Genomic DNA, 23,611 nt, shown 5'->3' with positions numbered 1-23,611 from the left:
ATAAGTTTGGAAAAATTTGGAAGGCGTTTCACTTTATTACCGTAAACAGAGGTGAGTTAGACGGTATTTTAGTTATTTGATTCAAACTCATTTTAATTTTTAATACTTGTGAGTTCAGGTTCCAGAGTTAAATCTTTTTTCATTTTATAGTTGCATCGTTTGTGTGAAATTGAATCCAATTTCCGAACTGCCTTATCCCAATTACGAACAGGAATTTCAAGTAGAGACCGCCTCTTAATCATTAGTTTAAAAACTATTTTTATTTTATCATCAAAATCTTTTAAAAAATACTATTTTAGATCCTTTTAAAACCAATAACTCTTCCGCTATGAAATCTAATTTTTTATCCAGAGAAAATTTGAAATTCAGCTTGTCTAATTTAAGTTATCTGCCTAGATGGATCATTGTGATGATCGATATTGTAGTATTGGTTTTGTCTTGTTTTTTAACGATTTTACTTTTTAGAGGAACCGGATTGAATTTTGTTATTACGCCCAATCCACTTAAAATGCTACTTGTGTTTTTTGGTGTGAATATTTTCTTTTTTTGGATATTCAGAACTTATTCCGGAATTATCCGACACTCTTCCTATATTGACGCGGTAAAGATTTTGTTTTCCCAAATGGGTGTACTTGTGGTTTTTTTGCTGTTTAACTTTATGTATGAATTCTTCTTTGGAGTAAAAGCATTTTTAAACACCGCCTTGTTCATCAGTATTGTTTTTTCATTTTGTGGTTTGTTCTTATATCGAATTTTAATCAAACAATTTTTCGAGTTTTTCTTTGCTGAACAAGGAACCAATAAACAAATCAGAGCTATCGTTTACGGTACCGATGCTAATGCAATTTCGGTTGCGAATGCGTTAAAATTTGAAACTCCTTCCCGATTTAAAATTATTGGCTTTGTTGATAAGAATAATCAAAACGCAGCCAAGCGGATTATGGATTTACCCATTTTATTCAAGAAGAAAAAATTACCACCTTTGATGCGCTCTATCCATGCCCAAGCAGTGATTATTGCCGATAAAAGTTTGTCAAAAGAGGAGCAATTGGTTATTGTGGACCAATGTCTGGAATTCAATTACAGCGTTTACACCGTGCCATTAATTTCTGATTGGGAAAATCAAAAAGAGATTTCTCAAAAAGTAAAAACAATTCAAATTGAAGATTTACTGGAACGAAAGCCAATACTTTTGGACAGTAAATTAATTTCGAAACAGCTGAAAGATAAAACCATTTTGATCAGTGGTGCCGCAGGATCTATCGGTAGTGAAATAGTACGGCAGGTCATCGGTTTTAATCCCAAAACTATTCTTATTTTGGATCATGCCGAAACCCCACTGCACCATTTATCTTTGGAAATCCAGAGTCTGGTTTCTGATACCAAAATTGTTTCCATTATTGCTGATGTGCGAAATAAAATAGAGCTGAACAGTATTTTTGAAATCTACAATCCGCAGGTTGTTTTTCATGCTGCGGCCTATAAACACGTGCCTTTGATGGAAGAGAATCCAGCGCAGGCAATCCTTACCAATATTGAAGGAACTAAAAACTTAGCAGATTTATCTTGCTTTTATAAAGTCAAAAAATTTGTGATGATTTCCACTGATAAAGCGGTGAATCCAAGTAATGTGATGGGTGCCAGTAAACGAATTGCCGAAAAGTATGTGCATTCCCTTCAATTCCGGAATGTGATTGACGGCGAAAAAAAGGGTACTAAATTCATCACGACCCGTTTTGGAAATGTATTGGGATCCAATGGTTCAGTTGTTCCTTTGTTTACCAAGCAAATTGCCAGCGGCGGCCCGATTACGATTACGCATCCTGATATTATTCGGTATTTTATGACTATCCCTGAAGCCTGTCAACTGGTTTTGGAAGCCGGTGCTATGGGGAATGGGGGCGAAATTTATATTTTTGACATGGGTAAGCCCGTTAAAATCATTGATTTGGCCAGAAAGATGATCAAACTAGCTGGTTTTACACCTGAAAAAGATATTAAAATTGCAATTGTCGGATTGAGACCGGGGGAAAAATTATACGAAGAACTGTTAAATAATACTTCAAAAACATTGCCTACTTATCATGAGAAAATTATGATTGCGGAGGAAATTTTAGATGATTTTGAAACACTTAATGTGGCGATCAATGGACTTATTGCATCGGCAAATTGTTTTAACAACGATGAAATGGTCACAAAAATGAAGCAAATTGTACCAGAGTTTAAGAGTATGAATTCTACTTTTGAATTGTTGGATAAGTAGCAGTATTACATTTGTGTTGTATTTAAAAGGTTGTAAAGACAGGTGCTTTACAACCTTTTTTTTGTTTAATAGTAAGTCGGATGTTGTATTAGAGGTGTAGGAAATGGAAGATTTTTTGCAACTGATTTTGCAATTTTCCGCTAATTTTTTGGGGAATGCTGTTGGCATTTATTGGTTTTTGTAATTATTATTCCTATCGCAGTTTACAACAGTAGTTACATCTCGACTGCGCTCGCTGTGACAAAATAACAATTAGTAGAATACGATATTATAATCGGTTGATAATTTGGAAAGGTTTTTTACCTCAAATTTCACGAATTTTTGCCAATTTTTTTAGGTGATTGTTGAGGGGTTTGTTTAGTATTCCTATTGTCAGTTCGAGCGCAGTCGAGAACAGTTTTGCATCTCGACTGCGCTCGATGTGACAAAATAACAACTAGTTGAATACTATATAATAATCGGTTGACAATTTGGAAAGGTTTTTTTACCGCAAATTTCACGAATTTTCGCTAAATTTTTTAAGTATGTTCTTAGCTTTTATTAGTTATTCTAATTATCAGTTCGAGCGCAGTTGAGAACAGTTGTTTCATCTCGACTGCGCTCGATGTGACAAAAATATTGGATTTAAATACACTAATTAATGTTCTAAAATGTTGCTTTCGATGTGTAGTAACGGGAGCATTTTTTACCGCAAATTTTGCGAATTTACGCTAAGTTTTTTAAGTATGTTGTTAGCTTTTATTATTTATTCTAATTATCAGTTCGAGCGCAGTCGAGAACAGTTTTGCATCTCGAATGCGCTCGATGTGACAAAATAACAACTAGTTGAATACTATATAATAATCGGTTGACAATTTGGAAAGGTTTTTTTACCGCAAATTTCACAAATTTTCGCATTTTTTTTTTTAAGTATGTTCTTAGTTTCTATTGGTTATTCTAATTGTCAGTTCGAGCGCAGTCGAGAACAGTTGTTGCATCTCGACTGCGCTCGATGTGACATAAAATATTAAACTTAAATACACTAATTAATGTTTTAAAATGTTGCTTTCGATGTGTAGTAATGGGAGCATTTTTTACCGCAAATTTCCGCAAATTTTTTAGGGATATTTTTAGTGTTTATTTGTTATTCTAATTGTCAGTTCGAGCGCAGTCGAGAACAGTTTTTGTATCTCGACTGCGCTTGATTTGACAGAAAATATTAAATTTAAATATACTAATTAATGTTTTAGAATTTACTTACGATATATAGTAACGGGAAGATTTTTTACCGCTAATTTTGCGAATTCCCGCTAATTTTTATTTAGTTAGTAGGGTATAATGAATAGTAATCCGTTTTGTTGAAATTTTGTGTTTAATTTTTAAATTGGAACTTGAAGTGATACTTGTGAAGACGAATTGTTCCAGAATAAATTTCTATCCAAATTTAAAAAACTGATTGTTGGCAATCGCCTCTTTCAGCGGAGTAACGTCTTTAATAGTTACTTTTTGATCGAATGCAGCAATGTGTTTGTCATGATGTACATCAGAACCCACATAAGTGTACATACCTTTTTGCAGTAATTGTTCCGCTATTTTGGTAATTCCGTCGCCATAATAACCCACAATAGACAGTAGATTGAGTTGGAATATACAGCCCGCTCTTTTTAGTTTTACGTATTCATTAAAGTTTTTGTGATAGAAAAGGTAGCGTTCCGGGTGCGCTAATACAGGAATGTATCCTGCAACCTGCAAGTCAAATAGTATGGAGTACAACTGAATTGGTGCATTGATGTATGACATTTCGACCAATACGTAATTGTCTTTGAGTGTCAATAATTGGCCAGATTGAAAAAGACGCACAAATTGATCGTCCATCAGATACTCGGCGGCTGCTTTGAAAGGAACTGCTATCGCGTTTTTTTTCAGGTCTGCTACCGTTGTTTCTTTATTGGCCAGAATCTGTTCGTGAGTATTGTCCCAAACATGTTGGATGATATGCGGTGTAGTGATAAGTTCGGAAATCCCGAAGCCTTGAAGTGCTTTTGTGAGTCGGATTGTATCTTCAAATGTTCTGGCGCCATCATCGATGCCTGGCAACAAATGGGAATGAATGTCTATATGCTGCTGCGGAATTAGTTCCTTCAGCGTTGGTTTTGATTTGAATAGTGAAAACATGATGCAAATGTATCGATTTTTTTTTACAGAGCAAGCCGCTGACTTTAGCTGTTAAGAGTTAGTTTCAAAAGAAATGTCTGGTGTAATTGACTTTTAGTCTACTTTAGAGACCAGCGGATTCTTTTCGAAGGATTACCTTGTTTTCTAACATTCGATTTTTCTCTACTCACCAAATTTGAAAGTTACAATTAGCGTAAAGAATTACGTGTATAAAAAAAGCCCTTTAGAATTTCTAAAGGGCTTATAATTGATTGTAGATTTATTTTTTTGATTCTTCTACAGAAACTTTTCTAAATTCTTTTAAAAGTTTTTCCAAGTCTAATGTTGACTTTCTTGCTCTTGTTCCAGCAGCTTTGTTTCCTTTCTCGATGTGTAATTCAGCTTCTGTTTTGAATGTTTCGATTTCGGCGTTGATTTTTGCGAATAGATCTTTCATGATAGTATTGTATTAAATTAGGTCACAAAAATAAATAGTTTGCTGATTAAAGTGGGGTAATTTGTTGTTAAAATTAATGTGTTAGGTTAGAAAATGGGGTTTTGTGTATAATTTATTTAAAAAGAGGGATTGTTTGGGGTTTTTTTAATCGCATTTTAAAGTGAGTTGATGAAAGGGTTTGATAATATTTTTACTGTTGCCGGTACTTTTACGCATTTTGAAGGTATTTTTTTCTTTTATCTCACTAAAATTTTATTTTAAGTGGTGTTCACTGAATCTTTGATTTGCCTTGATGCAAAAGAAACAAAAGATCAAGCCTGAAAATTCTTATCCAAAAATCATCGGACAAATTTTCCTATCGCGACCCCAGCCGCTCGTGTTTCACACTCGACTCGGGGGTCACTCCCTTCGGCCAGCGCATAAATTCTTACCGTGATTTTTTTGGCTAAAAATATAAGGGCGGTCCGAAGAGGGATTAAAGCAACGTTTGTTGTTTATTGTACTCCTTGGTGTGTTGAAAATGATCTTTTCTTTTAGTTCACTAAAATTTTATTTTAACTTGTGTTTGCTTCGCCTGTTCGCTTCGCTCGGGTGTCTGAATCTTCGATTTGCCTTGATACAAAAGAAACAAAAGATCAAGCCTGAATATTTTTATCCAAAAATCATCGGACTAATTTTCCCATCGCAACCCCAGCCGCTCGTGTTTCACACTCGACTCGGGGGTCACTCCCTTCGGCCAGCGCCTAAACCCAGGTTCCGTATTAGAAATCTACTGCATCTGAATTCTTCTTCAAAAAAAAGCACGTACTCCCATTTTTACAATCAAAATACAAAAGTATTCTTTATTTAAAAAATAGTCCGTGAGCACTTGTTTTTATTGAATAATTCAGCTTCGTAACGAAGTCTAATACAGAATCTGGGTTGAATTCTTACCGTGATTTTTTTGACTAAAAATATAAGGGCGGTCCGAAGAGGGATCAAAGGAACGTTTGTTCTTGCCGGTACTGCTTGGTGTCTTAAGGATTATCTTTTCTTTTGTCTTGATGCAAAAGAAATAAAAATTATTCATGGGTTTCTATTGTTTTTTTGTATTCATGAATCTTCGATTTCAAGCCTGAAAATACAAAGCTTAAAAACTACCTCAATGTTCAGTTCCTCTGTCCTAGCCGTTCGCCCTTCGTTCTCAACTAGTGGAGCACTGTCACTTCAATTCTTCGTTGTTTTTTGACGTTTTTAATTTAAGGGCGTGGGGAGGAGTGGAGAGAACAAGATTTGATTTGATTTTCGTTTTACCCCAGCCCTAAAGGGAGCCGAAAATCTGGAGTTCTGTTTGAAATTTTCGTTTTGCCTCGACCCTAAAGGGAGCCGAAAATCATACTATAAGTGATTTGGGTAAAATGAGTAAAGACTATTCCAAAAAGAATTATGATAGTAGAAGTGAGTGTTCACTAATCCTATATAGGAGTGTGGTGGGCAATTAATGTTGTAGTGTTGTATTTTCTATGCAAGAATTTTAATTTTTTTCGTTCTTGTTTGAGAAATCCTATGAATAAGAATGTCAGGTGCAGTTGGTCGCCCAATGGCTTAGCTGTGAGTAGTGTTATGTTTTGTTTTTCACCCATTTTTTCCAGTGTTACTTCTGTGCTGTAGCAAGTGTTCAATATATCCTTTTCATAATCCCAGTTGGCTGTAGCTATTGCTATTTGTACATGAGAGGCTTCCTCTGGCCAATCTAAATGTTGACTGGGCATGAAATCACTCAGTATGAATGTCCTATTTTCGGGTTTGTAATTCCACCCTATTTTAAGCACTTTTTTCAAAGGTCTTATTTTATTACTTTCGAAAAACAGCAATGCTTCTTTGCCATCATTAGTTTTTAATCCTTCTGTAAGGGTTCTTTTTCCTTGTGGTTGGGTTGCGTCTTCCTGAAGAATTTCGAATAGCAGCTTGTTAGCTCTGCCTGCTACGCTCCCATCTTTTGCCCGTTGATTGAAATTGAATGCCCGTTGCCGAAATATAGCTGATTTTTTAGCGCATTGTCCGAATTCCTGGCCTTGTTCGCGTATCCTGTCATAAATGGGGTTGTTTTTGAACTGCTCTGCAGTAACCCCTGTGTTTCCTCTCATACGAGCATAATTTTCTCCTTCGGCTGTTACCACAAAATTGATGTCTTCTATTGTTCCTTTGATTAGAAAGGGTGCTATTATTTTTGCCATATATTTTCCTATTTTGTTTTTTTCTTACATCCTATGTATTATTTGAACAGCTTATTGAACAGGTTTCTGGACTCTATAAAAATGTGTTCGCTATTTAAGTTGCCTTTGATCCTATCCGATGATACAACGTAAAACATGTTCCAGCTGAAGCCCTGAATAGTCGCAAAACTCCTCTATGGAGAGTAGTTGATGTGGCTCTTTATTCAAGTTTAGTTTGATCTTGTGCAGATACAATCTTGCTTGGCGGTATGTTTTACCAGTAATACGTTGTACATCTTTTGGATAAATACATACCCTGATGTTACTTGCAATCACATTTTTATATTTAATATATTATCTACTTCTATAGACTCTCGCCTATTATATCCCATTCTTGGGTTTTGTTATGTAAAGTTATCAAAATTAATGACTTAAGGGTTGACTAAAAAAGGTAATAATAGGCTTTTTAGTACCTTTTTTGACAATGGCTTTTTGAATAGTGGTTTAATTGATCGAATCTTTGCTCTAATCATTCCAAATTTAGTTGCAACAAATGTTCAGGATGAAAGTGTAGTTCAAATATTTAAAAACTTAAATTTTATCGATTATGGCAAGACAGAAAGGCATTATCAAATTGAAAGGTACTATCGGAGATATTACTTTTTACAAAACTAAAGACGGCCACTTGGCTCGTGAGAAAGGCGGTATAGACGCAAACAGAATTGCGAACGATCCTGCTTTTCAGAGAACACGTGAAAATGGTTCTGAATTTGGCAGAGCAGGTAAGGCAGGAAAAGTACTAAGGACAGCATTGCGAGGATTACTTTTAAATTCAGCCGATAGCAGAATGGTGAGCCGACTTACCCAAGCAATGGTAAAAGTCATTCAAGCAGATGTTACAAGTGTAAGAGGTTTGCGCAATATCATTGATGGTGAGGCAGAACTGTTAACCGGTTTTGAGTTCAATATCAGGGGTAAGCTGGGAACTAGTTTATTTGCTCCTTATACTGCCACAATTGATCGCATAACCGGAGCTATTAAAGTTGATTTGGCTTCGTTTATTCCCGTAAATATGATTGCTGCTGCCTCCGGAACCACTCATTTTAAAATTATTTCCGCAGGAGCAGAAATTGATTTTGAAGCAGAGAGTTTTGTATCCTCCACTTCTGAAACTGATATTCTTCCGTGGGATGCAGTCGCATCTGACGTTATTAGTCAAACTAATATGGTTACTCCTAACAGTGTTAAGCCTTTATTTCTTGCTTTAGGAGTAGAGTTCTATCAGGAGGTAAATGGTCAAATGTATCCAATGAAAAATGGTTCTTATAACCCATTATCCTTGGTACAGGTTAGTGGATTATAAATTGGTTTTGGTACTTACGAGAAGTTATTTCTCTCAAGGAACTAATGGGAATCTTGTATGTGGCGGTCAATTCATTTGTAAAACCATTGAATTGCCTTGGAAGGAAAATCAAAAGGGAATTTCCTGTATACCGGAAGGCTATTATTTATTGCGAAAGCGATACAGTCGGAAATTTCAATGGCATATTGAAGTGGTTGCTGTAAAAAACAGAAGCTTTATTTTGTTGCATCCTGCAAATAATGCCATGAATGAATTAAATGGCTGTATTGCTCCAGTTACAAAACATTCCGGTGCCGGATTAGGTTTTCAATCCCGACAGGCATTTAGCCTGATAAAAAAATTGGTTTACACTGCTTTGGAGCAATCTGCGGTAGTTTCTTTAATTGTTCAATCTTAAACATTTAATCTTATGAATATAATAAAAAGAGTGAAAGCTCCAACTCCTAAATTTTTTAAAGTGCTACGAAATATCGGACTTACAGTGGGTGCTATAGGTGCCGCTATTTTGACTTCTCCGATTGTGCTACCTATTGCTGTCAGTACCGTTGGAGGGTATCTTGCTGTGGCCGGTGGTGTTTTGTCAGCTATTAGTCAGCTTACCACTACTAGTCAGGAGGTCTCGAAACATGTTCCAGATGCTAAGCAGTAATCCTACGTTGATGGGGACTGCCGGTGGTACGTTTTTGAGTGTTGTGCCGAATTTGGATTCGGAGGATGTTTTAAAAACTGTTTTATTGGCTGCCATAGGGGCTATAGTGAGTTTTGGAATATCTTTGGTGCTTAAATTTATAATTAAGAAGCACAAGAAGTAGTTTGATTTTAGTTATTTAACCAAGATTGATGTTAAGTTAAAGCCCAAACGGAAAAGTTTGGGCTTTTCTTTTTCATAATGTTTTTTTATTGATTAGGAATGGTTCATCATTGGTTCAGATTGGTTAATTTTTTGGTGTAGGCTCGTAATTATTGCTATTATTATTATTATTATTATTGAACGATTTTTACTTTTTTTCTTGATAAAAAAAGTAACAAAAAATTATTCATGGTTTATTATTGTTTTTTTGTATTCATGAATCTTCGATTTCAATGCCTGAAAATACAAAGCTTAAAAACTACCTCAAAGTGCCGCTCCACAGCCCGAGCCGTTCGCCTTTCAGGCTCAACTCGCGGACTGCTACCACTTTACTTTTTCGTTGTTTTTTATACTTTTTATTTAAGGGCGGTCCGAAGAGGTATCAAAGAAACGTTTGTTGTTCCCTGTACTGCTTGGTGTCTTGAATATGATCTTTTCTTTTGTCTTGATACAAAAGAAACAAAAGATCAAGCCTGAATATTTTTATCCAAAAATCATCGGACAAATTTTCCTATCGTGACCCCAGCCGCTCGTGTTTCACACTCGACTCGGGGGTCCCTCCCTGCGGCCAGCGCATAAATTCTTACCGTGATTTTTTTTGCTAAAAATATAAGGGCGTTCCGAAGAGGGATCAAAGGAACGTTTGTTGTTGCCCGTACTGCTTGGTGTCTTGAAGATTATCTTTTCTTTTAGTTCACTAAAATTTTATTTTAACTGGTGTTCACTGAATCTTCGATTTGCCTTGATGTAAAAGAAACAAAAGATCAAGCCTGAAAATACAAAGCTTAAAAACTACCTCAAAGTGCTGCTTCACAGTCCGAGCCGTTCGCTTTTCAAGCTCAACTCGCGGATTACTGCCACTTTACTTTTTCGTTGTTTTTTTATGCATTTTATTTAAGGGCGAGGGAGGAGTGGTGTGAGGAGCGTTTATTGAGTTGTTGTTATTATTATTATTATTATTATTATTATTATTATTATTATTATTATTTCTGAAAACGATTTTTTTTTTTAGTTTACTTAATTTTTAATATCAGTTGTGTTCCGTATTTTTCCTCAGGAGATTTGTCATCTAGACAAAGGAGACATTATATTAGTAGTTAAATAGTTCTTTTTAAGATGTTTTTTTATTTGAAGGAAATCCTTTTTTTAGTCGTTTTACAGTTGTTTTTGTTCTTCTGAAAAATTAAAAAGGATTACCATACTGCCTTTAAAGGGATTAAATGATGGTTCGTATTTGATATATCCCTTTTCATTTAGTTCTCTCATGCATTTGTGATACGTTGCCGTGGAGCAAATTTTACTAATTCGCATAATCTCGTCCCTAGTTATGCTTATCGGGTTTTGAAAATGATTGACATTCCAAAACTGGAATAATGCAATGTACAAGCTGATATGCGTAGGGTTTAGGTTTTGGTCAAGCACTATGCGGTCGAAGAAACCAGTGAGGTGTTTTATGTAGTTCATGAGAAAGTTTTTAGTGTTCCGTTGATGCGGAGGTTTTGAAGTGTTCTTGGAGAAATGTTGAGTAATTTCCTGACTTTGGTTGATTTTATCCATTTTTTGGATTGCTCGTTTGTGTCTTTTAGTATTTCTCTGATATCTTCTATAAGAGATTTATGGAATTCATGGAGGTCTGCTTTAGTGAGGATTTCGATTGCCATAAGTTTTGTCTTTATATTGTTATGGTGCAAAATTGTTGGTATTGGTTGTTTTTATATCACAAGTGGTTCACAAGTTGTGATAGAAAAAATGAGTTTTTATTTTGAGGTGGTTGTGGTTATTGACTTTTTTTAATAAAATAACTATTTGGGTTTTATTAAATTTTTTCTTTTACCTTGATGCAAAAGAAACAAAAGATCAAGCCTGAAAATAAAAAGCTTGAAAACTACCTTGAATTGCCGTTCCGTGCCCCGAGCCGTTCGTCCTATGGACTCAACTTGCGGAGCACTGCCACTCCAATTCTTCGTTGTTTTTCGATGCTTTTTCTTTAAGGGCGGGGGAAGAGTGGTGTGAGGAGCGTTTATAGAGTTGATATTATTATTATTATTATTTCTCAAGAACAATCTTTTCTTTTAGTTCACTAAAATTTTATTTTAACTGGTGTTCACTGAATCTTCGATTTGTCTTGATACAAAAGAAACAAAAGATCAAGCCTGACTATTTTTACCCCAAAAATCATCGGACGTATTTTCCTATCGCGACCCCAGCCGTTCGTGCTGCGCACTGAACTCGGGGGTCACTCCCTGCGGCCAGCGCATAAACCCAGGTTCCGAATTAGAAATCTACTGCATCTGAATTCTTCTGCAAAACCAAGCACTTACTCCCATTTTAAAATCAAAATACAAAAGTATTCTTCATTTAAAAATAGTCCGTGAGCACTTGTTTTTATTGAATAATCCAGCTTCGTAACGAAGTCTAATACAGAATCTGGGTTGAATTCTTACCGTGATTTTGTGGTATAAAAATATAAGGGCGTTCCGAAGAGGGATTAAAGCAACGTTTTTTGTTCCCTGTACTGCTTGGTGTCTTGAAGATGATCTTTTCTTTTACCTTGATGCCTTTAAAGCAAGAAGTATAGTGTGCAATTCGGGAATTGAATAGTGCGTTTTGAGGCATAATGGGGGTAGTTTGATTTTCGTTTTGTCTCGATCTAAAAGCAATATGTTTATTGTGAACGTTATTTTTACATAGAGAAAGTTTTTTCTTTTGCCTTGATGCAAAAGAAACAAAAGATCAAGCCTGAAAATAAAAAGCTTGAAAACTACCTTGAATTGCCGTTCCGTGCCCCGAGCCGTTCGTCCTATGGACTCAACTCGCGGAGCACTGCCACTCCAATTCTTCGTTGTTTTTCTATGCTTTTTCTTTAAGGGCGGGGGAAGAGTGGTGTGAGGAGCGTTTATAGAGTTGATATTATTATTATTATTATTATTTCTCAAGAACAATCTTTTCTTTTAGTTCACTAAAATTTTAATTTAACTGGTGTTCACTGAATCTTCGATTTGTCTTGATACAAAAGAAACAAAAGATCAAGCCTGACTATTTTTACCCCAAAAATCATCGGACGTATTTTCCTATCGCGACCCCAGCCGTTCGTGCTGCGCACTGAACTCGGGGGTCACTCCCTGCGGCCAGCGCTGAAATCCTTACCGTGATTTTTTAGTGTAAAAATAGAAGGGCGATGAGAAGAGGGTGAATTTTCGTTTTACCCAGCCCTACATTGGACCGAAAATCACACTTCTGTTCATTTGGATAAAATGAGTAAAAGATTATTCCAAAAAGAATTAGTATACTCATTGTGTTTTAATGTAATACTTAGTCCAAATTATTTATATTTGCCTCGAAATGATACTTTTCAGTAGAAGGAGAAACGGTACTTCGTTTCTCGTTTCTCGACTGCGCTCGAAATGACGCGCTCGAAATGACGCCATCGAATTGGCAGACGCGGAAAGTTATAATGAACTAAAGGATATTAGCATAACCCAATGAACCAACCTGAACAAACCAATACCACGTGGCTGTTTGAAATAACGCCTAAAAATAAATTCTTCTCGCTTAATCTAAAGGAAGTTTGGCAATACCGTGATTTGCTGCTGCTTTTTGTGAAAAGGGACGTGGTAACGGTGTATAAGCAAACTGTTTTAGGGCCGCTTTGGTATTTGATTCAGCCGCTTTTCACTTCGATTACCTTTACTATTATTTTTAATAATGTTGCCGGAATAGATACTGGTACCGTACCTCCATTTTTATTTAATTTGGCCGGAATAACGGTATGGAATTATTTTACGGCATGTCTAACCGGAACTTCGAATACGTTTGGAGCTAATGCAGGGATATTTGGAAAAGTGTATTTTCCTCGTATAATTGTGCCGCTTTCAATTGTTGTTTCCAACTTAGTGAAGTTTGGAATCCAGTTTTTTATATTTATTTGTTTTTACGGATATTACTATTTTCAAGGTGCGGCAATAGGCATGAATATAACAACTTTATTCTTTCCGTTGCTGATTGTTATGATGGGTATTTTAGGATTGGGATTGGGGATGTTTATTTCTTCCTTAGTAACTAAATACAGAGATTTTAGTAACTTGATTGGTTTTGGTGTACAATTGTTGATGTATTTATCGGCAGTGATGTACCCGATGGCTTTGATCAAAGAAAAATTACCCACTTACGGTTGGTTAGTCGAATACAATCCTCTAGCCTATGTGATTGAAACGACGCGATACATGTTGCTGGATGTTGGGCAAATCTCTATGTACGGATTGGGATATACTTTCTTAGTAACTGTAATTGTGTTTTTAGTGGGTGCTTTGATATTTAACAGGACGGAGAAGAGTTTTATAGATACAGTATAGTGGTCAGTGTTCAGTTCTAAAAAAGTGTTCAGTGATCAGTATTCAGTGATCAGTTCTAAAAAAAGTGATTAGTGTTCAATTTTTAGTTATCAGATTCAGGTTTCAGATTAAGATTTATTATTGATTACACGATTAACCAAACAAACAATTACACGATTAAACTATTTCAACTTTGAAAAAAGATATTATATTAAAAGCCGAAAATATATCTAAGCAATACCGACTGGGTCAAGTGGGTACTGGAACTATGGCGCACGATTTGAACCGATGGTGGCATCAGGTGCGCGGGAAAGAAGATCCTTATTTAAAAATTGGTGATACCAATGACCGCAGTACCAAAGGCACGAGTGATTATGTCTGGGCACTGCAGGATATTAATTTTGAGGTGGAACGCGGTGAGATTTTGGGGATTATAGGAAAAAACGGTGCGGGAAAATCTACCTTGCTCAAGATATTATCCCGAGTGACTGCTCCCACGACGGGAAGTATAAAATTTGGAGGACGTGTGGCTTCTTTACTCGAGGTAGGTACTGGTTTTAATGGAGAAATGACCGGTAGAGAAAATATTTACCTGAATGGTGCTATACTTGGAATGACCAAAAAAGAAATTGCCTCAAAAATAGACGAGATAATTGAATTTTCCGGATGCGAACGCTATATTGATACCCCCGTAAAACGCTACAGTAGCGGGATGTATGTGCGTTTGGCTTTTGCCGTAGCCGCATTTCTGGAGCCTGAAATTTTGATCGTTGATGAGGTTTTGGCAGTGGGCGATGCGGAATTTCAGAAGAAAGCGATTGGGAAGATGCAGGATATTTCACGTGAGGGTGGTAGAACGGTTTTGTTTGTAAGTCATAATATGGCGGCGGTTAAGAGTTTGTGTACGAGAGGGATTGTGATGGAGTATGGGAAAGTTGTTTTTGAAGGGGGGATTGATGAGGTTGTAGATTTGTATTTAAATTCGAACCAAGAATTTGATGAGCTACAATTACTTTCTCCGGGTTTTTTCGATTTTAGTACTAATGCCAATAAGAAATATAAAGAGGGAGGTATTTTAAATGTTGAAATTTTTTGTGATGGAAAGAGAACTAACTCTCTGTTGACTGGAAAAAAGGTTGAATTTCATTTTGCATATTCTAGTAAAGTAAAGTATCAAGAGCCTGTTTTAGGTATTGTTATAAATGATGATAACGGTTTACCAATTTTAGGTATAAATAACAGGAATACAGGAGATAGTTTAAAGCAAAAGGATATAGAAGGGGTAATTATATTAACTTTTCCTGTTTTTAGATTAATAAAATCAAAAAAATATAAAGTGGATATTTATTTTGGGGATCAAGAGAATAATATTGATACTATTAAAGAAGCATTTTATTTTAATGTGCTGCCAAGTTTAGATACACGTAAACCAATTCAAGAAAAATTGAATTATTTTTATGATTCAGAAATTAAATTTCAATAATATGAATAATAAAGAAATTAAGTATTTCCATGACGAGAGTGTTCATAATTTTATTGCTGCTCTTGAAATTGTTCCTTTTTTAATCAATTTACTGAATCCAAAATCTGTTGTAGATGTAGGGTGTGGAATTGGAACGTGGTTAAAAGTATTTGAGGAAAATGATATTTTTGATTTGATAGGAATAGATGGAGATTATTTAGATAAAAAGCGATTAAGAATTAGTAACGATTTATTTGTTGAACATGATTTAGAATCATTTTATAATTCTAAGAGAAATTTTGATTTAGCTATTTCTTTAGAAGTGGCTGAACATTTAAAAGAGGAGAGTGCCGACACTTTTATTAAAACTTTGACTAGCTTAAGTGATACAGTTGTTTTTTCGGCTGCAATTCCTAATCAAGGGGGACAAAACCATTTAAATGAAAAAGAGCCAATTTATTGGATTTCAAAATTTGAAAAGGAAGGGTTTCATTGCTATGATGTTTTAAGACCCGTTTTTTGGAATAATGAAAAAGTCGACTGTTGGTATAGGCAAAATATTTTATTATTTACTAAAAATCCTAATTTAGGTAATAAGTTAAAATATTTGGATAGTTTTTTTAATGCTCATTTAGTACATCCAGAACTTTTAAGTATAAAAGAGTATGGGTTAAATATCAATAGAGATAATTATGATAGGATTTTAAATTCAAAACAAGCAATCAAGTTTTATTTTGGATTGCTTATTAACGCAATTCGATTTAAATTGAATAAAAGGTTAAATAGATGGACTAATGCTTAAATTGCCTACAATTTCTGTATTAATGCCTGTTTATAATTGTGAATTATACATTAAGGAAGCAGTTGACAGCATATTAAATCAAACCTTTACAGATTTCGAATTTTTAATTATTGATGATGCTTCTACAGATAAAACTGTTTCTATTATAAAAACATATAATGATCCTAGAATTCAATTAATAGAAAAACCAGTAAATTCAGGTCTTACAATAAGTTTAAATATGGGTTTAGTGCTTGCAAAAGGAATCTATATTGCTCGGATGGATGGAGATGATATAAGTTTACCAAAACGATTTGAAAAGCAAGTTGCTTTCTTAGACGGAAATCCTGAAATAATAATGTGTGCTACATCCTATTCTATAATTGGAGATAATGAGATTTTTTTACTGCCAGAGACTCATCAAGAAATAAAAATCAACTTCTTAACAGGGAATTGTATTGTACATCCTAGTGTTATGTTGAGAAATAATGTAATAGTTGCCAATAATATAATTTATGATCAACAGATGGAACCAGCTGAAGATTATGATTTATGGGTTAGATTGTTATTAATAGGAAAACTGCATAATCTGCAAGAATGCTTATTACGTTATAGAGTTCATGATTCACAGGTTTCTTCGATTAGAAATAAACAACAAGTTCGAGTTGCTAAAAATGTTCGCTTAAAACTATTATGTTCATTAGAAAAAAGTATTTCGCAAACACAAAAAAACATTTATTTAAAATATATTGACGATGAAGAAGAATTAACATTTGATGAGTTTGCCATTTTGATAGATTTAAAAATCAAATTACTCAATGCCAATAAAAATGAGTTTTTCAATATTGAAGGATTTAAAAATTATTGGATTCAAATGGAATCAAATTTTAACCGTCATTATTTTAAGAATAGAAATTCTCATTCTGTTTTAATTTTAAAGCAATATTTTTCAATTTATAGTAAATTAGATAGTAGGCTAAAAGCTAGAGAAATTATAAAATTATTTGTAAAGTCAATTATAAATCATAAAGTGAAATGAATGGACTTGTCTCTATAATTGTTCCCTGTTATAACCAATCTCAATATTTAGATGGGGCTTTGCAATCGGTTTTAGATCAGACCTACACGAATTGGGAATGTATTATTGTGAATGATGGTAGTCCAGACCATACAGAGGAAATAGCAAAAAAATGGGTAAATAGTGATTTACGTTTTGTTTATTTAAAAAAAGATAATGGAGGTTTGAGTAGTGCGAGAAACTCAGGATTAGACATTGCAAAAGGAGATTATTTACAGTTTCTGGATTCTGATGATATTTTAGATAGAAGAAAATTAGAATTGTCAATTAACGAATTATACCTTGATGTGAGTGCAAATGTTGTCATTTCTAATTTTAGAATGTTTACTGTTAATCCTAATTTATCATCAGCACCATATTGTGAACTAAAAAAAGAACTGTTTACTTTTAAAAATGTTTTATTCAAGTGGGATTCCCTTTTTACGATACCAATTCATTGTGGTTTATTTAAATCGAGTCTATTCAATGATTTTAGATTTCCAGAGGAATTAAAAGCAAAGGAAGATTGGATTATGTGGTTACAGTTGTTTTTGAAGGAGCCTAAAGTTTCATTTCATAATAAGTCATTAGCTTATTACAGAACACACAAAGATAGTATGCGAAAGGATGATAAGTTCATGGAGGAAAATTATATCAAAGCAATAGTTTATTTAAGAAATTTTGTTCATAAAAAAGATTATATAGACTATTTGATTAATGTACTGCAACATAAATTTTCTGAAACAATTCAACTTAAAATATCAATTTCGAATTATAAAAAATCGAGGAGTTATAAAGTTTTAGACAAAATTAAATGTGTTTATTCATTGAAAAGGTTCTTTATAAAACAATAATACCTCGAAATTAATTATGTGTTAACACAATGAAAAATTATTTGATAAAATGAAATTAGTCTTTACGATTTGTTCTAATAATTATCTAGCTCAGGCAAAGATATTAGGGGATTCTTTTTTGGAACATCATCCTGGTTGGAAATTTATAATTGGTTTGTGTGATGAGTTCTCAGATGAAATTGACTATTCTTTTTTTGGAAGCATTCAAATTATTCCTGTATCAGCTATTGGTATTTATTGTTTTGACGAAATAATAAAAAAATATGATATTATAGAATTGAATACCTCTATTAAACCTTCCTTTTTTAAGTATTTAATAAGTAAATATAATGACTTAAAAACTATAATGTATTTTGATCCAGATATTCAAGTTTTTAGTAAATTAAGTCTGTTAGAAGAATATTTGAAGCGTGATGATATTTTAATAACACCACATATCTTGAATCCAATAGGTGTTGATGATTTGTCTCCGTCTGAAAATTTATTTTTAAATTTTGGGATTTACAATTTAGGTTTCTTAGCGGTAAATCCTACTAGTCAGAATGTATTAAGTTTCTTGGATTGGTGGGAGGAAAAAACATTGAAAATTGGTTATAATAGAGTATCTGAGGGTTTGTTTGTAGATCAGTTATGGATTAATTTAGTGCCAATATTTTTTAAGAAGGTTAAAATATTATCTGAATATGGTTTTAATGCTGCGCCATGGAATTTGCATGAAAGAAATTTAGTGAATAAGCGAGATGGAGAATACCTTATGAGTGATACTTCTAAATTGGTATTTTACCACTTTAGTTCTTATAATTATAAAATACCAGAGTTGTTTTCAAAATCATATAACAGATATAATTCTGTGGTTTTGTCGAACGAAATTAAGGAAATATATAGGGATTATCATTCAAAATTATTAGTAAATAAAGTTGAATTTTTTTCAAAAATCAAATGTTGTTATATTGAGAATAAAGAAGTGAAAATTAAGAAAAAATCTAATTTACTTAGGAGTATATTATATAATGCTTTACCTCCGTTATTGAGTAGAGGGATAAGTGAATTTTGGAGTATAATTAGAAATGTTAAATAAATCTCACGCTTTTAATTATTAATACTATGTCTAAGGTCTCTATTATCACCATTAACTATAACAATCTCGAGGGGTTGAAACGTACTATGGATAGTGTGGTTCATCAAACGTGGCAAGAGTTTGAGTATCTCGTTATTGATGGCGGTTCTACCGATGGCAGTGCAACTTTTATAGAGAGTCAAAGTGAAACTATTGATTATTGGGTTAGTGAACCCGACAAAGGAATTTACAATGCCATGAATAAGGGTATTGCCAAGGCGAGTGGGGAGTATTTGTTGTTTTTGAACAGTGGGGATCATTTGTATGATAAGGAGGTATTAGCACAAAGTATTTTTCATTTAACTTCTTATGATTTAGTTTGCTTTGATATGGAGGTACTGGGAAGAGAAAAATCTTCTATTTTTTCAGCGCCGGATGCAGTGCGTTTTTCTGATTTGTATTTTGATTTTTTACCCCATCCAACCACTTTTATAAAAAAAGAATTGTTTGTCACAGTTGGACTTTATGATGAATCGTTTGCGATTATTTCTGATTGGAAATTTTTTATTTTGGCATTGTTCAAATACAATTGTAGTTATAAGAAAATAAATGAAACATTATCTACTTTTTATGCAGACGGGATAAGTTCAGTAGGAAATCATTTGCAAGAAAGAAGGCATGTGATGAAAGACTACTTTAGCGGTTATCTTTTAGATTTTGATGAATTGGCTTTGCATCGAAAATTGGCTCAAACGAATCGATTTAAAATATTGTCAGAACTTGAAAAGTCTATATTAGGGAAGAAGGCAGCATCCTTTTTTCTTAGAACGGGGCTTTTTTTGTTTTCAAGAAAAAAATTAAACGATTTGTAACACTATTTTGTTATGGAGTTAAGAACTATTTACACTATTACGTAGGATGGATTTATATAATAAGAAAATTTTATTGGTAATACATCAAGGCAATTTAGGTGGAGCAGAACGTCAAGGATTAGGGATTTCGAAAATTTTGACAACTAAATACAATTGTACCGTTAATGTTTTATTGACCTATTCGCCAGAAACAACATCTGAATTTGAGCAATTTGCCAAAGAATGTCAGGTTCAAAATATTTTGCATTTTGAAGATGGGTATTTATTATTAAAAAGAGAGTTTAGTTATAAAAATCTTCAACGATTGGTTTGGTCTGTAAAATACCTTCTCCGATTGCGAAAAGGCATTAAACCCTATCAGCCCGACATCATCATCCCTTTTTTGAATTTTCCTTCTAAGGTTTCTTATTATTTATATAAAATGTTGCCTTCGGTTCAATTTACTTTTTGGCATCAATTGGGTTTGGATAGTAACAGTCTTGATATTTTTGAAAGTATTGCGGTAAATAACATTCCTTGTGTTATTGGTAATGCCAGTAATTGTTTGGATATGTTTAAGAATATATATACAGTAAATCCTGAAAAATTATTTGTTTTGCCACAATATATTAGTTTAGAGTATATAGAAGCTGATAAAGATTTGCTTAGAATGAAATATAGTATTCCTAAAGAATCTCTTGTGATTGGTATGATCGCTCACTATAGAGAAGAGAAATACCATGATTTAGTACTTGATGTATTCAATAAGTTAGCTATAAAATATGATACTATATATTTAGTTTTTTTAGGTAATATAGAAAATCAAATTTACGCGCAGGAAAAGTACAGCCAGTTATCAAAACATATTTTAGAAAATAAGACATCAAACAGAATATCCTTGCTTTCCGGTTTTAAGGTTCAAGATATTTTGGGACTTTTAGATATAGGTGTTTTAATGTCTCGAATAGAAGGCATGCCTAATGCTGTTATGGAATATATGTTATATGGTTTGCCGGTCGTAACTACAAATCATCCGGGTTGTATTGAGTTACTTAAAGATTCTTCATTTTTAATAGAAAATAATGAGACGTTATTGTATGACGCTTTAGAGAAATTAATTATATCAGAAGAGTTAAGGGTATCGGAAGGAATACTTAATTTGAATAAGATTAAATCCTATGATATGGATTCTTATTTAATAAAAATGAATCATATAATCAATGAAGCGCTAAAGATTTGATTAGGTCACTTCTATATTCTTCTATCTTTGTTAAAAAAGTTATTTTTAAATGAATACAATACTTAAAAATAGTCCCTTGATATCTATTGTAATACCTTGTTATAATGATTTGAAATTCATAGAACAATCGGTACAATCTGCTTTAAATCAAACCTATGAAAATATTGAAGTTATTTTGGTTGATGATGGATCTGATAGTGCTACAAAAACTGTTTTGAAAAGAATAGAGCCCACTATTTCAACATTAATAACTCAAGATAATCAAGGACAAAGTGTTGCTAGAAATGTAGGAATAAGAGCTGCGAAAGGAGAATATATTTTAGTATTAGACAGTGATGATTTTTTCGAACCTACCTTTTGTGAAAAGGCACTTCCTTTTTTTTTAAAAAAAACAGATATAAAAATAGTGACTTGTCAGGCAAACTTACTTTTTGATAATGGATTTTCTACTTTATCTATACCTAGAGGAGGTACGATTTCTGATTTCATGTATTTTAACGAAGCTTTTGGTAGTACTATTTTTAAAAAATCAGATTGGGAAAAGGTTAATGGATACGATGAAATAATGCGAAAAGGATTTGAAGATTGGGAGTTTTATATCAGGGTAGTTAAGGATGGAGGTTGTGTTTTTGTTTTACAAGAGGTATTGTTTAATTATAGAAAAAGAAATGATTCTACAACCAAAAGAGCCAATACCATTAAGTATGAGCTTTTATACTATATTTACACTAAACACCAAGAATTATATAAAAATCATTTTGATACATTCGTTAAAAATTTATTATTAAAAACGGAAAGAGAAGAAATTGAAAAGATAAAAAACACACAACGATTGGAGTTTTTAATTGGTAAACGAATTTTGCAACCTTTCAGATGGTTTAAATTATTTTTGAAATAATTAAAAGAATAAAAATGAAACAAGCAATATTAATTACGGCTTATAAAGATTTTGATCATTTGGAAGAAATTATTAAATTTTTTGATGAAAATTTTGAATTGTATATACATATTGATAAAAAAAGCAACGTTCCTGCTATTCAACTTTCAAGGTTTCAATCATATATGCAGGTTAAGTTAATCTCTCAAAAATACAAAGTTAATTGGGGAGGTATAAACCATTTGAAGAGTATTCTTTATTTATCAGAGCAGGCTCTTAAAAATTCACAAAACAACTATTTTCATTTGATAAGTGGTCAAGATTATCCTATAAAAAAGGTATCTTATTTTAATTCGTTTTTTGAAAATAAAAAGGAAGAGCACATGGAATTTTTCAGTATTCCTAATTCTGGACTAAATGGTAATGGAGGTCTTGAAAGAATAGAATATTTTAATTTTTATGATATTTTAAATGCTAAGATATCATATCAAAATAGATTAATTAAGTCAATTATAAATTTGCAGAAAAAATTAAATTTTAAAAGATCAATTTCTTTGAAAATGCTACAAATATATGGAGGATCAACATGGTGGAGTTTGAGTAGAGATTGTTTAAGTTATGTTGTAGAGTTCACAAAACTAAATGCATTTGTTCTCAGAAGATTTAACCATACCTTATGTTCTGAAGAATTTTATTTTCAAACGGTAATTATGAATTCTGTTTTTAGTAAAAAAGTAGTGGGCAATAATTTGAGATATATTGATTGGCATGCAAGAAATGGAAGTGAACCTGCATTTTTAGATGATAGCGATTATGAAAAATTAATAAAATCAGACGCTTTTTTTGCTCGCAAAATTGGAGATACGCATTCCATTAGTTTAATGAATAAGATTAAATCTTTTTTAGAGATATGAAGCCCAAAGTTACCATTATCATGGCCACCTACAATAGATCAAAATATATTGTTGAAACTTTAAATTCCATACAATCTCAAGTTTTTACGAATTGGGAATGTTTGATTATTGATGATGGTGGATCTGATAATACTATAGATATTATTTCTCCCCTACTTGAGAAAGACAGAAGGTTTCAATTTTTTAAACGTCCGGATACTTATATAAAAGGATTGCCCGGCAGTCGTAATTATGGATTGGATCTAGCTAAGGGTGACTTAATAATTTTCTTTGATGATGATGATATTGTACATCCTCAAAATTTAGAACTTTGTGTGGAAGAATTAAGCAAACAAAATGTTTCTTTTTGCAGGTATCTTCGAAATGTTTTCTTTGATGATTTTGACTATAATTTTGAATTTTCAAAAGACTATACTTCTTTTTTTATAACTAAATCTGATGTTGAAAAACTATTAATAAACGAACTTCCTTTTAATTCTTGTGCAGTAATGTGGCATAGAGCGTGTTTTGAGCAGAATCGATTTGAGGAGCATCTAATGTATGCAGAAGAATGGGAATTGTATTCCAGAATATTGTCTTCTGATATCAAAGGAATTTCTATTGAAAAATGTTTGTTTTTTGGGCGTAAACATGCAAATTCCAACACTGGAGAATTTTATAATAATAATCCTATACGAAGGGCTTCCAAAAAAGATGCTATTTTGTTGGTTATTAAAAATTTAAAGGAGAAACAGTTGCTGTCTCCTTCGCTTCTTCGTTATTTTGTAACCCAAGCAACCGACTTTAAGGAGTACAATTTGTTTGCACAAATCATCACTTTACTTGAATTGTCTATCTTTGAAAAAATAAAATGGCAGTTTTTTTATAGTACATTCCCTTTGCGTTTGTCTGTTTATAAATTAAAAAAAACATTCCGAAAAATATAA

The 23,611-nt window shown here is 33.1% G+C and carries 20 protein-coding genes; 15 read left to right on the top strand and 5 right to left on the bottom strand.

Translation table 11 applies throughout. The features are described from left to right. The first annotated feature begins 328 nt into the window (after window positions 1–328). Window positions 329–2,263 (top strand): polysaccharide biosynthesis protein, encoded by a 1,935-nt coding sequence (locus IWX80_RS11005; RefSeq protein ID WP_196853482.1) that lies wholly within the window; start codon window positions 329–331, stop codon window positions 2,261–2,263. 1,413 nt (window positions 2,264–3,676) lie between these two features. On the opposite strand, the gene IWX80_RS11000 is transcribed toward IWX80_RS11005, so the two are convergent. The 3 genes from IWX80_RS11000 to IWX80_RS10990 all read right to left on the bottom strand — a co-directional run bounded on the left by IWX80_RS11000 (window position 3,677) and on the right by IWX80_RS10990 (window position 7,069). After that, the gene (locus IWX80_RS11000) at window positions 3,677–4,417 is read right to left on the bottom strand and encodes a tyrosine-protein phosphatase (protein ID WP_196853481.1); all 741 of its coding nucleotides are present in this window, start codon (window positions 4,415–4,417) and stop codon (window positions 3,677–3,679) included. 259 nt (window positions 4,418–4,676) lie between these two features. Next, entirely contained in the window at window positions 4,677–4,853 is a 177-nt protein-coding gene (locus IWX80_RS10995) for a histone H1 (protein WP_196853480.1), read from the bottom strand. A gap of 1,454 nt (window positions 4,854–6,307) precedes the next feature. Continuing rightward, window positions 6,308–7,069 (bottom strand): hypothetical protein, encoded by a 762-nt coding sequence (locus tag IWX80_RS10990; RefSeq protein WP_196853479.1) that lies wholly within the window; start codon window positions 7,067–7,069, stop codon window positions 6,308–6,310. Between the two features lie 586 nt (window positions 7,070–7,655). On the opposite strand from IWX80_RS10990, the gene IWX80_RS10985 reads away from it, so the two are divergent. From IWX80_RS10985 to IWX80_RS10975, 3 genes are read left to right on the top strand one after another with little or no spacing between them, the layout of a single operon-like run. Further along, entirely contained in the window at window positions 7,656–8,411 is a 756-nt protein-coding gene (locus IWX80_RS10985) for a hypothetical protein (protein WP_196853478.1), read from the top strand. Continuing rightward, a complete protein-coding gene (locus IWX80_RS10980) occupies window positions 8,365–8,808 on the top strand; it encodes a DUF5675 family protein (protein ID WP_334682316.1) in 444 nt (147 codons plus the stop codon). Before IWX80_RS10985 ends, IWX80_RS10980 begins: the two co-directional genes overlap by 47 nt. A 60-nt stretch (window positions 8,809–8,868) precedes the next feature. After that, a complete protein-coding gene (locus tag IWX80_RS10975) occupies window positions 8,869–9,060 on the top strand; it encodes a hypothetical protein (protein WP_244199289.1) in 192 nt (63 codons plus the stop codon). A 1,356-nt stretch (window positions 9,061–10,416) separates the two neighbouring features. On the opposite strand, the gene IWX80_RS10970 is transcribed toward IWX80_RS10975, so the two are convergent. Both IWX80_RS10970 and IWX80_RS10965 read right to left on the bottom strand, forming a co-directional pair. Then, window positions 10,417–10,725 carry a hypothetical protein gene (locus IWX80_RS10970; RefSeq protein WP_334682315.1) on the bottom strand — a complete coding sequence of 103 codons (309 nt, stop codon included), beginning with the start codon at window positions 10,723–10,725 and terminating at the stop codon, window positions 10,417–10,419. After that, complete coding sequence (locus IWX80_RS10965) at window positions 10,722–10,922, bottom strand: DNA-binding protein (RefSeq protein WP_196853477.1); 201 nt, start codon at window positions 10,920–10,922, stop codon at window positions 10,722–10,724. Before IWX80_RS10965 ends, IWX80_RS10970 begins: the two co-directional genes overlap by 4 nt. A 1,821-nt stretch (window positions 10,923–12,743) precedes the next feature. Between IWX80_RS10965 and IWX80_RS10960 the strand changes: the two genes are divergently transcribed. The 11 genes from IWX80_RS10960 (at window position 12,744) to IWX80_RS10910 (ending at window position 23,611) form a co-directional block, all read left to right on the top strand. Further along, window positions 12,744–13,613 (top strand): ABC transporter permease, encoded by an 870-nt coding sequence (locus tag IWX80_RS10960; RefSeq protein ID WP_196853476.1) that lies wholly within the window; start codon window positions 12,744–12,746, stop codon window positions 13,611–13,613. Between the two features lie 172 nt (window positions 13,614–13,785). Then, the gene (locus tag IWX80_RS10955) at window positions 13,786–15,075 is read left to right on the top strand and encodes an ABC transporter ATP-binding protein (RefSeq protein ID WP_196853475.1); all 1,290 of its coding nucleotides are present in this window, start codon (window positions 13,786–13,788) and stop codon (window positions 15,073–15,075) included. 1 nt (window position 15,076) lies between these two features. Further along, entirely contained in the window at window positions 15,077–15,856 is a 780-nt protein-coding gene (locus IWX80_RS10950) for a class I SAM-dependent methyltransferase (protein ID WP_196853474.1), read from the top strand. Further along, on the top strand, window positions 15,849–16,874 hold the full coding sequence (locus IWX80_RS10945) for a glycosyltransferase family 2 protein (protein ID WP_196853473.1): 1,026 nt from the start codon (window positions 15,849–15,851) through the stop codon (window positions 16,872–16,874). The genes IWX80_RS10950 and IWX80_RS10945 overlap by 8 nt, the downstream gene beginning before the upstream one ends. Then, a complete protein-coding gene (locus tag IWX80_RS10940; RefSeq protein WP_196853472.1) occupies window positions 16,871–17,746 on the top strand; it encodes a glycosyltransferase family 2 protein in 876 nt (291 codons plus the stop codon). The genes IWX80_RS10945 and IWX80_RS10940 overlap by 4 nt, the downstream gene beginning before the upstream one ends. 49 nt (window positions 17,747–17,795) lie before the next feature. Next, complete coding sequence (locus tag IWX80_RS10935) at window positions 17,796–18,824, top strand: hypothetical protein (protein ID WP_196853471.1); 1,029 nt, start codon at window positions 17,796–17,798, stop codon at window positions 18,822–18,824. A gap of 26 nt (window positions 18,825–18,850) precedes the next feature. Next, complete coding sequence (locus IWX80_RS10930; protein WP_196853470.1) at window positions 18,851–19,675, top strand: glycosyltransferase family 2 protein; 825 nt, start codon at window positions 18,851–18,853, stop codon at window positions 19,673–19,675. A 46-nt stretch (window positions 19,676–19,721) separates the two neighbouring features. Beyond that, window positions 19,722–20,894: a glycosyltransferase family 4 protein gene (locus IWX80_RS10925; protein ID WP_196853469.1), complete on the top strand. Its 1,173-nt coding sequence runs from the start codon at window positions 19,722–19,724 to the stop codon at window positions 20,892–20,894. A 49-nt stretch (window positions 20,895–20,943) separates the two neighbouring features. Further along, window positions 20,944–21,792 carry a glycosyltransferase family A protein gene (locus tag IWX80_RS10920; protein WP_196853468.1) on the top strand — a complete coding sequence of 283 codons (849 nt, stop codon included), beginning with the start codon at window positions 20,944–20,946 and terminating at the stop codon, window positions 21,790–21,792. A 14-nt stretch (window positions 21,793–21,806) separates the two neighbouring features. Continuing rightward, window positions 21,807–22,685, top strand: a complete 879-nt coding sequence (locus tag IWX80_RS10915) for a beta-1,6-N-acetylglucosaminyltransferase (protein ID WP_196853467.1) — start codon at window positions 21,807–21,809, stop codon at window positions 22,683–22,685. Then, window positions 22,682–23,611: a glycosyltransferase family 2 protein gene (locus IWX80_RS10910; protein ID WP_196853466.1), complete on the top strand. Its 930-nt coding sequence runs from the start codon at window positions 22,682–22,684 to the stop codon at window positions 23,609–23,611. Before IWX80_RS10915 ends, IWX80_RS10910 begins: the two co-directional genes overlap by 4 nt.

The organism is Flavobacterium sp. CAN_S2 (genome assembly GCF_015752255.1).
Lineage (GTDB): Bacteria > Bacteroidota > Bacteroidia > Flavobacteriales > Flavobacteriaceae > Flavobacterium.
The sequence above is the reverse complement of the archived record's forward strand: the minus strand, read 5'-3'. Positions and strand labels throughout refer to the sequence as shown.

Excerpts from the sequence above, each read along its gene's own strand:
- IWX80_RS11005 (WP_196853482.1), top strand. The coding sequence starts at position 329 with ATGAAATCTAATTTTTTATCCAGAGAAAATTTGAAATTCAGCTTGTCT.
- IWX80_RS11000 (WP_196853481.1), bottom strand. The coding sequence starts at position 4,417 with ATGTTTTCACTATTCAAATCAAAACCAACGCTGAAGGAACTAATTCCG.
- IWX80_RS10995 (WP_196853480.1), bottom strand. The coding sequence starts at position 4,853 with ATGAAAGATCTATTCGCAAAAATCAACGCCGAAATCGAAACATTCAAA.
- IWX80_RS10990 (WP_196853479.1), bottom strand. The coding sequence starts at position 7,069 with ATGGCAAAAATAATAGCACCCTTTCTAATCAAAGGAACAATAGAAGAC.
- IWX80_RS10985 (WP_196853478.1), top strand. The coding sequence starts at position 7,656 with ATGGCAAGACAGAAAGGCATTATCAAATTGAAAGGTACTATCGGAGAT.
- IWX80_RS10980 (WP_334682316.1), top strand. The coding sequence starts at position 8,365 with ATGGTTCTTATAACCCATTATCCTTGGTACAGGTTAGTGGATTATAAA.
- IWX80_RS10970 (WP_334682315.1), bottom strand. The coding sequence starts at position 10,725 with ATGAACTACATAAAACACCTCACTGGTTTCTTCGACCGCATAGTGCTT.
- IWX80_RS10965 (WP_196853477.1), bottom strand. The coding sequence starts at position 10,922 with ATGGCAATCGAAATCCTCACTAAAGCAGACCTCCATGAATTCCATAAA.
- IWX80_RS10960 (WP_196853476.1), top strand. The coding sequence starts at position 12,744 with ATGAACCAACCTGAACAAACCAATACCACGTGGCTGTTTGAAATAACG.
- IWX80_RS10950 (WP_196853474.1), top strand. The coding sequence starts at position 15,077 with ATGAATAATAAAGAAATTAAGTATTTCCATGACGAGAGTGTTCATAAT.
- IWX80_RS10945 (WP_196853473.1), top strand. The coding sequence starts at position 15,849 with ATGCTTAAATTGCCTACAATTTCTGTATTAATGCCTGTTTATAATTGT.
- IWX80_RS10940 (WP_196853472.1), top strand. The coding sequence starts at position 16,871 with ATGAATGGACTTGTCTCTATAATTGTTCCCTGTTATAACCAATCTCAA.
- IWX80_RS10935 (WP_196853471.1), top strand. The coding sequence starts at position 17,796 with ATGAAATTAGTCTTTACGATTTGTTCTAATAATTATCTAGCTCAGGCA.
- IWX80_RS10930 (WP_196853470.1), top strand. The coding sequence starts at position 18,851 with ATGTCTAAGGTCTCTATTATCACCATTAACTATAACAATCTCGAGGGG.
- IWX80_RS10925 (WP_196853469.1), top strand. The coding sequence starts at position 19,722 with ATGGATTTATATAATAAGAAAATTTTATTGGTAATACATCAAGGCAAT.
- IWX80_RS10920 (WP_196853468.1), top strand. The coding sequence starts at position 20,944 with ATGAATACAATACTTAAAAATAGTCCCTTGATATCTATTGTAATACCT.
- IWX80_RS10915 (WP_196853467.1), top strand. The coding sequence starts at position 21,807 with ATGAAACAAGCAATATTAATTACGGCTTATAAAGATTTTGATCATTTG.
- IWX80_RS10910 (WP_196853466.1), top strand. The coding sequence starts at position 22,682 with ATGAAGCCCAAAGTTACCATTATCATGGCCACCTACAATAGATCAAAA.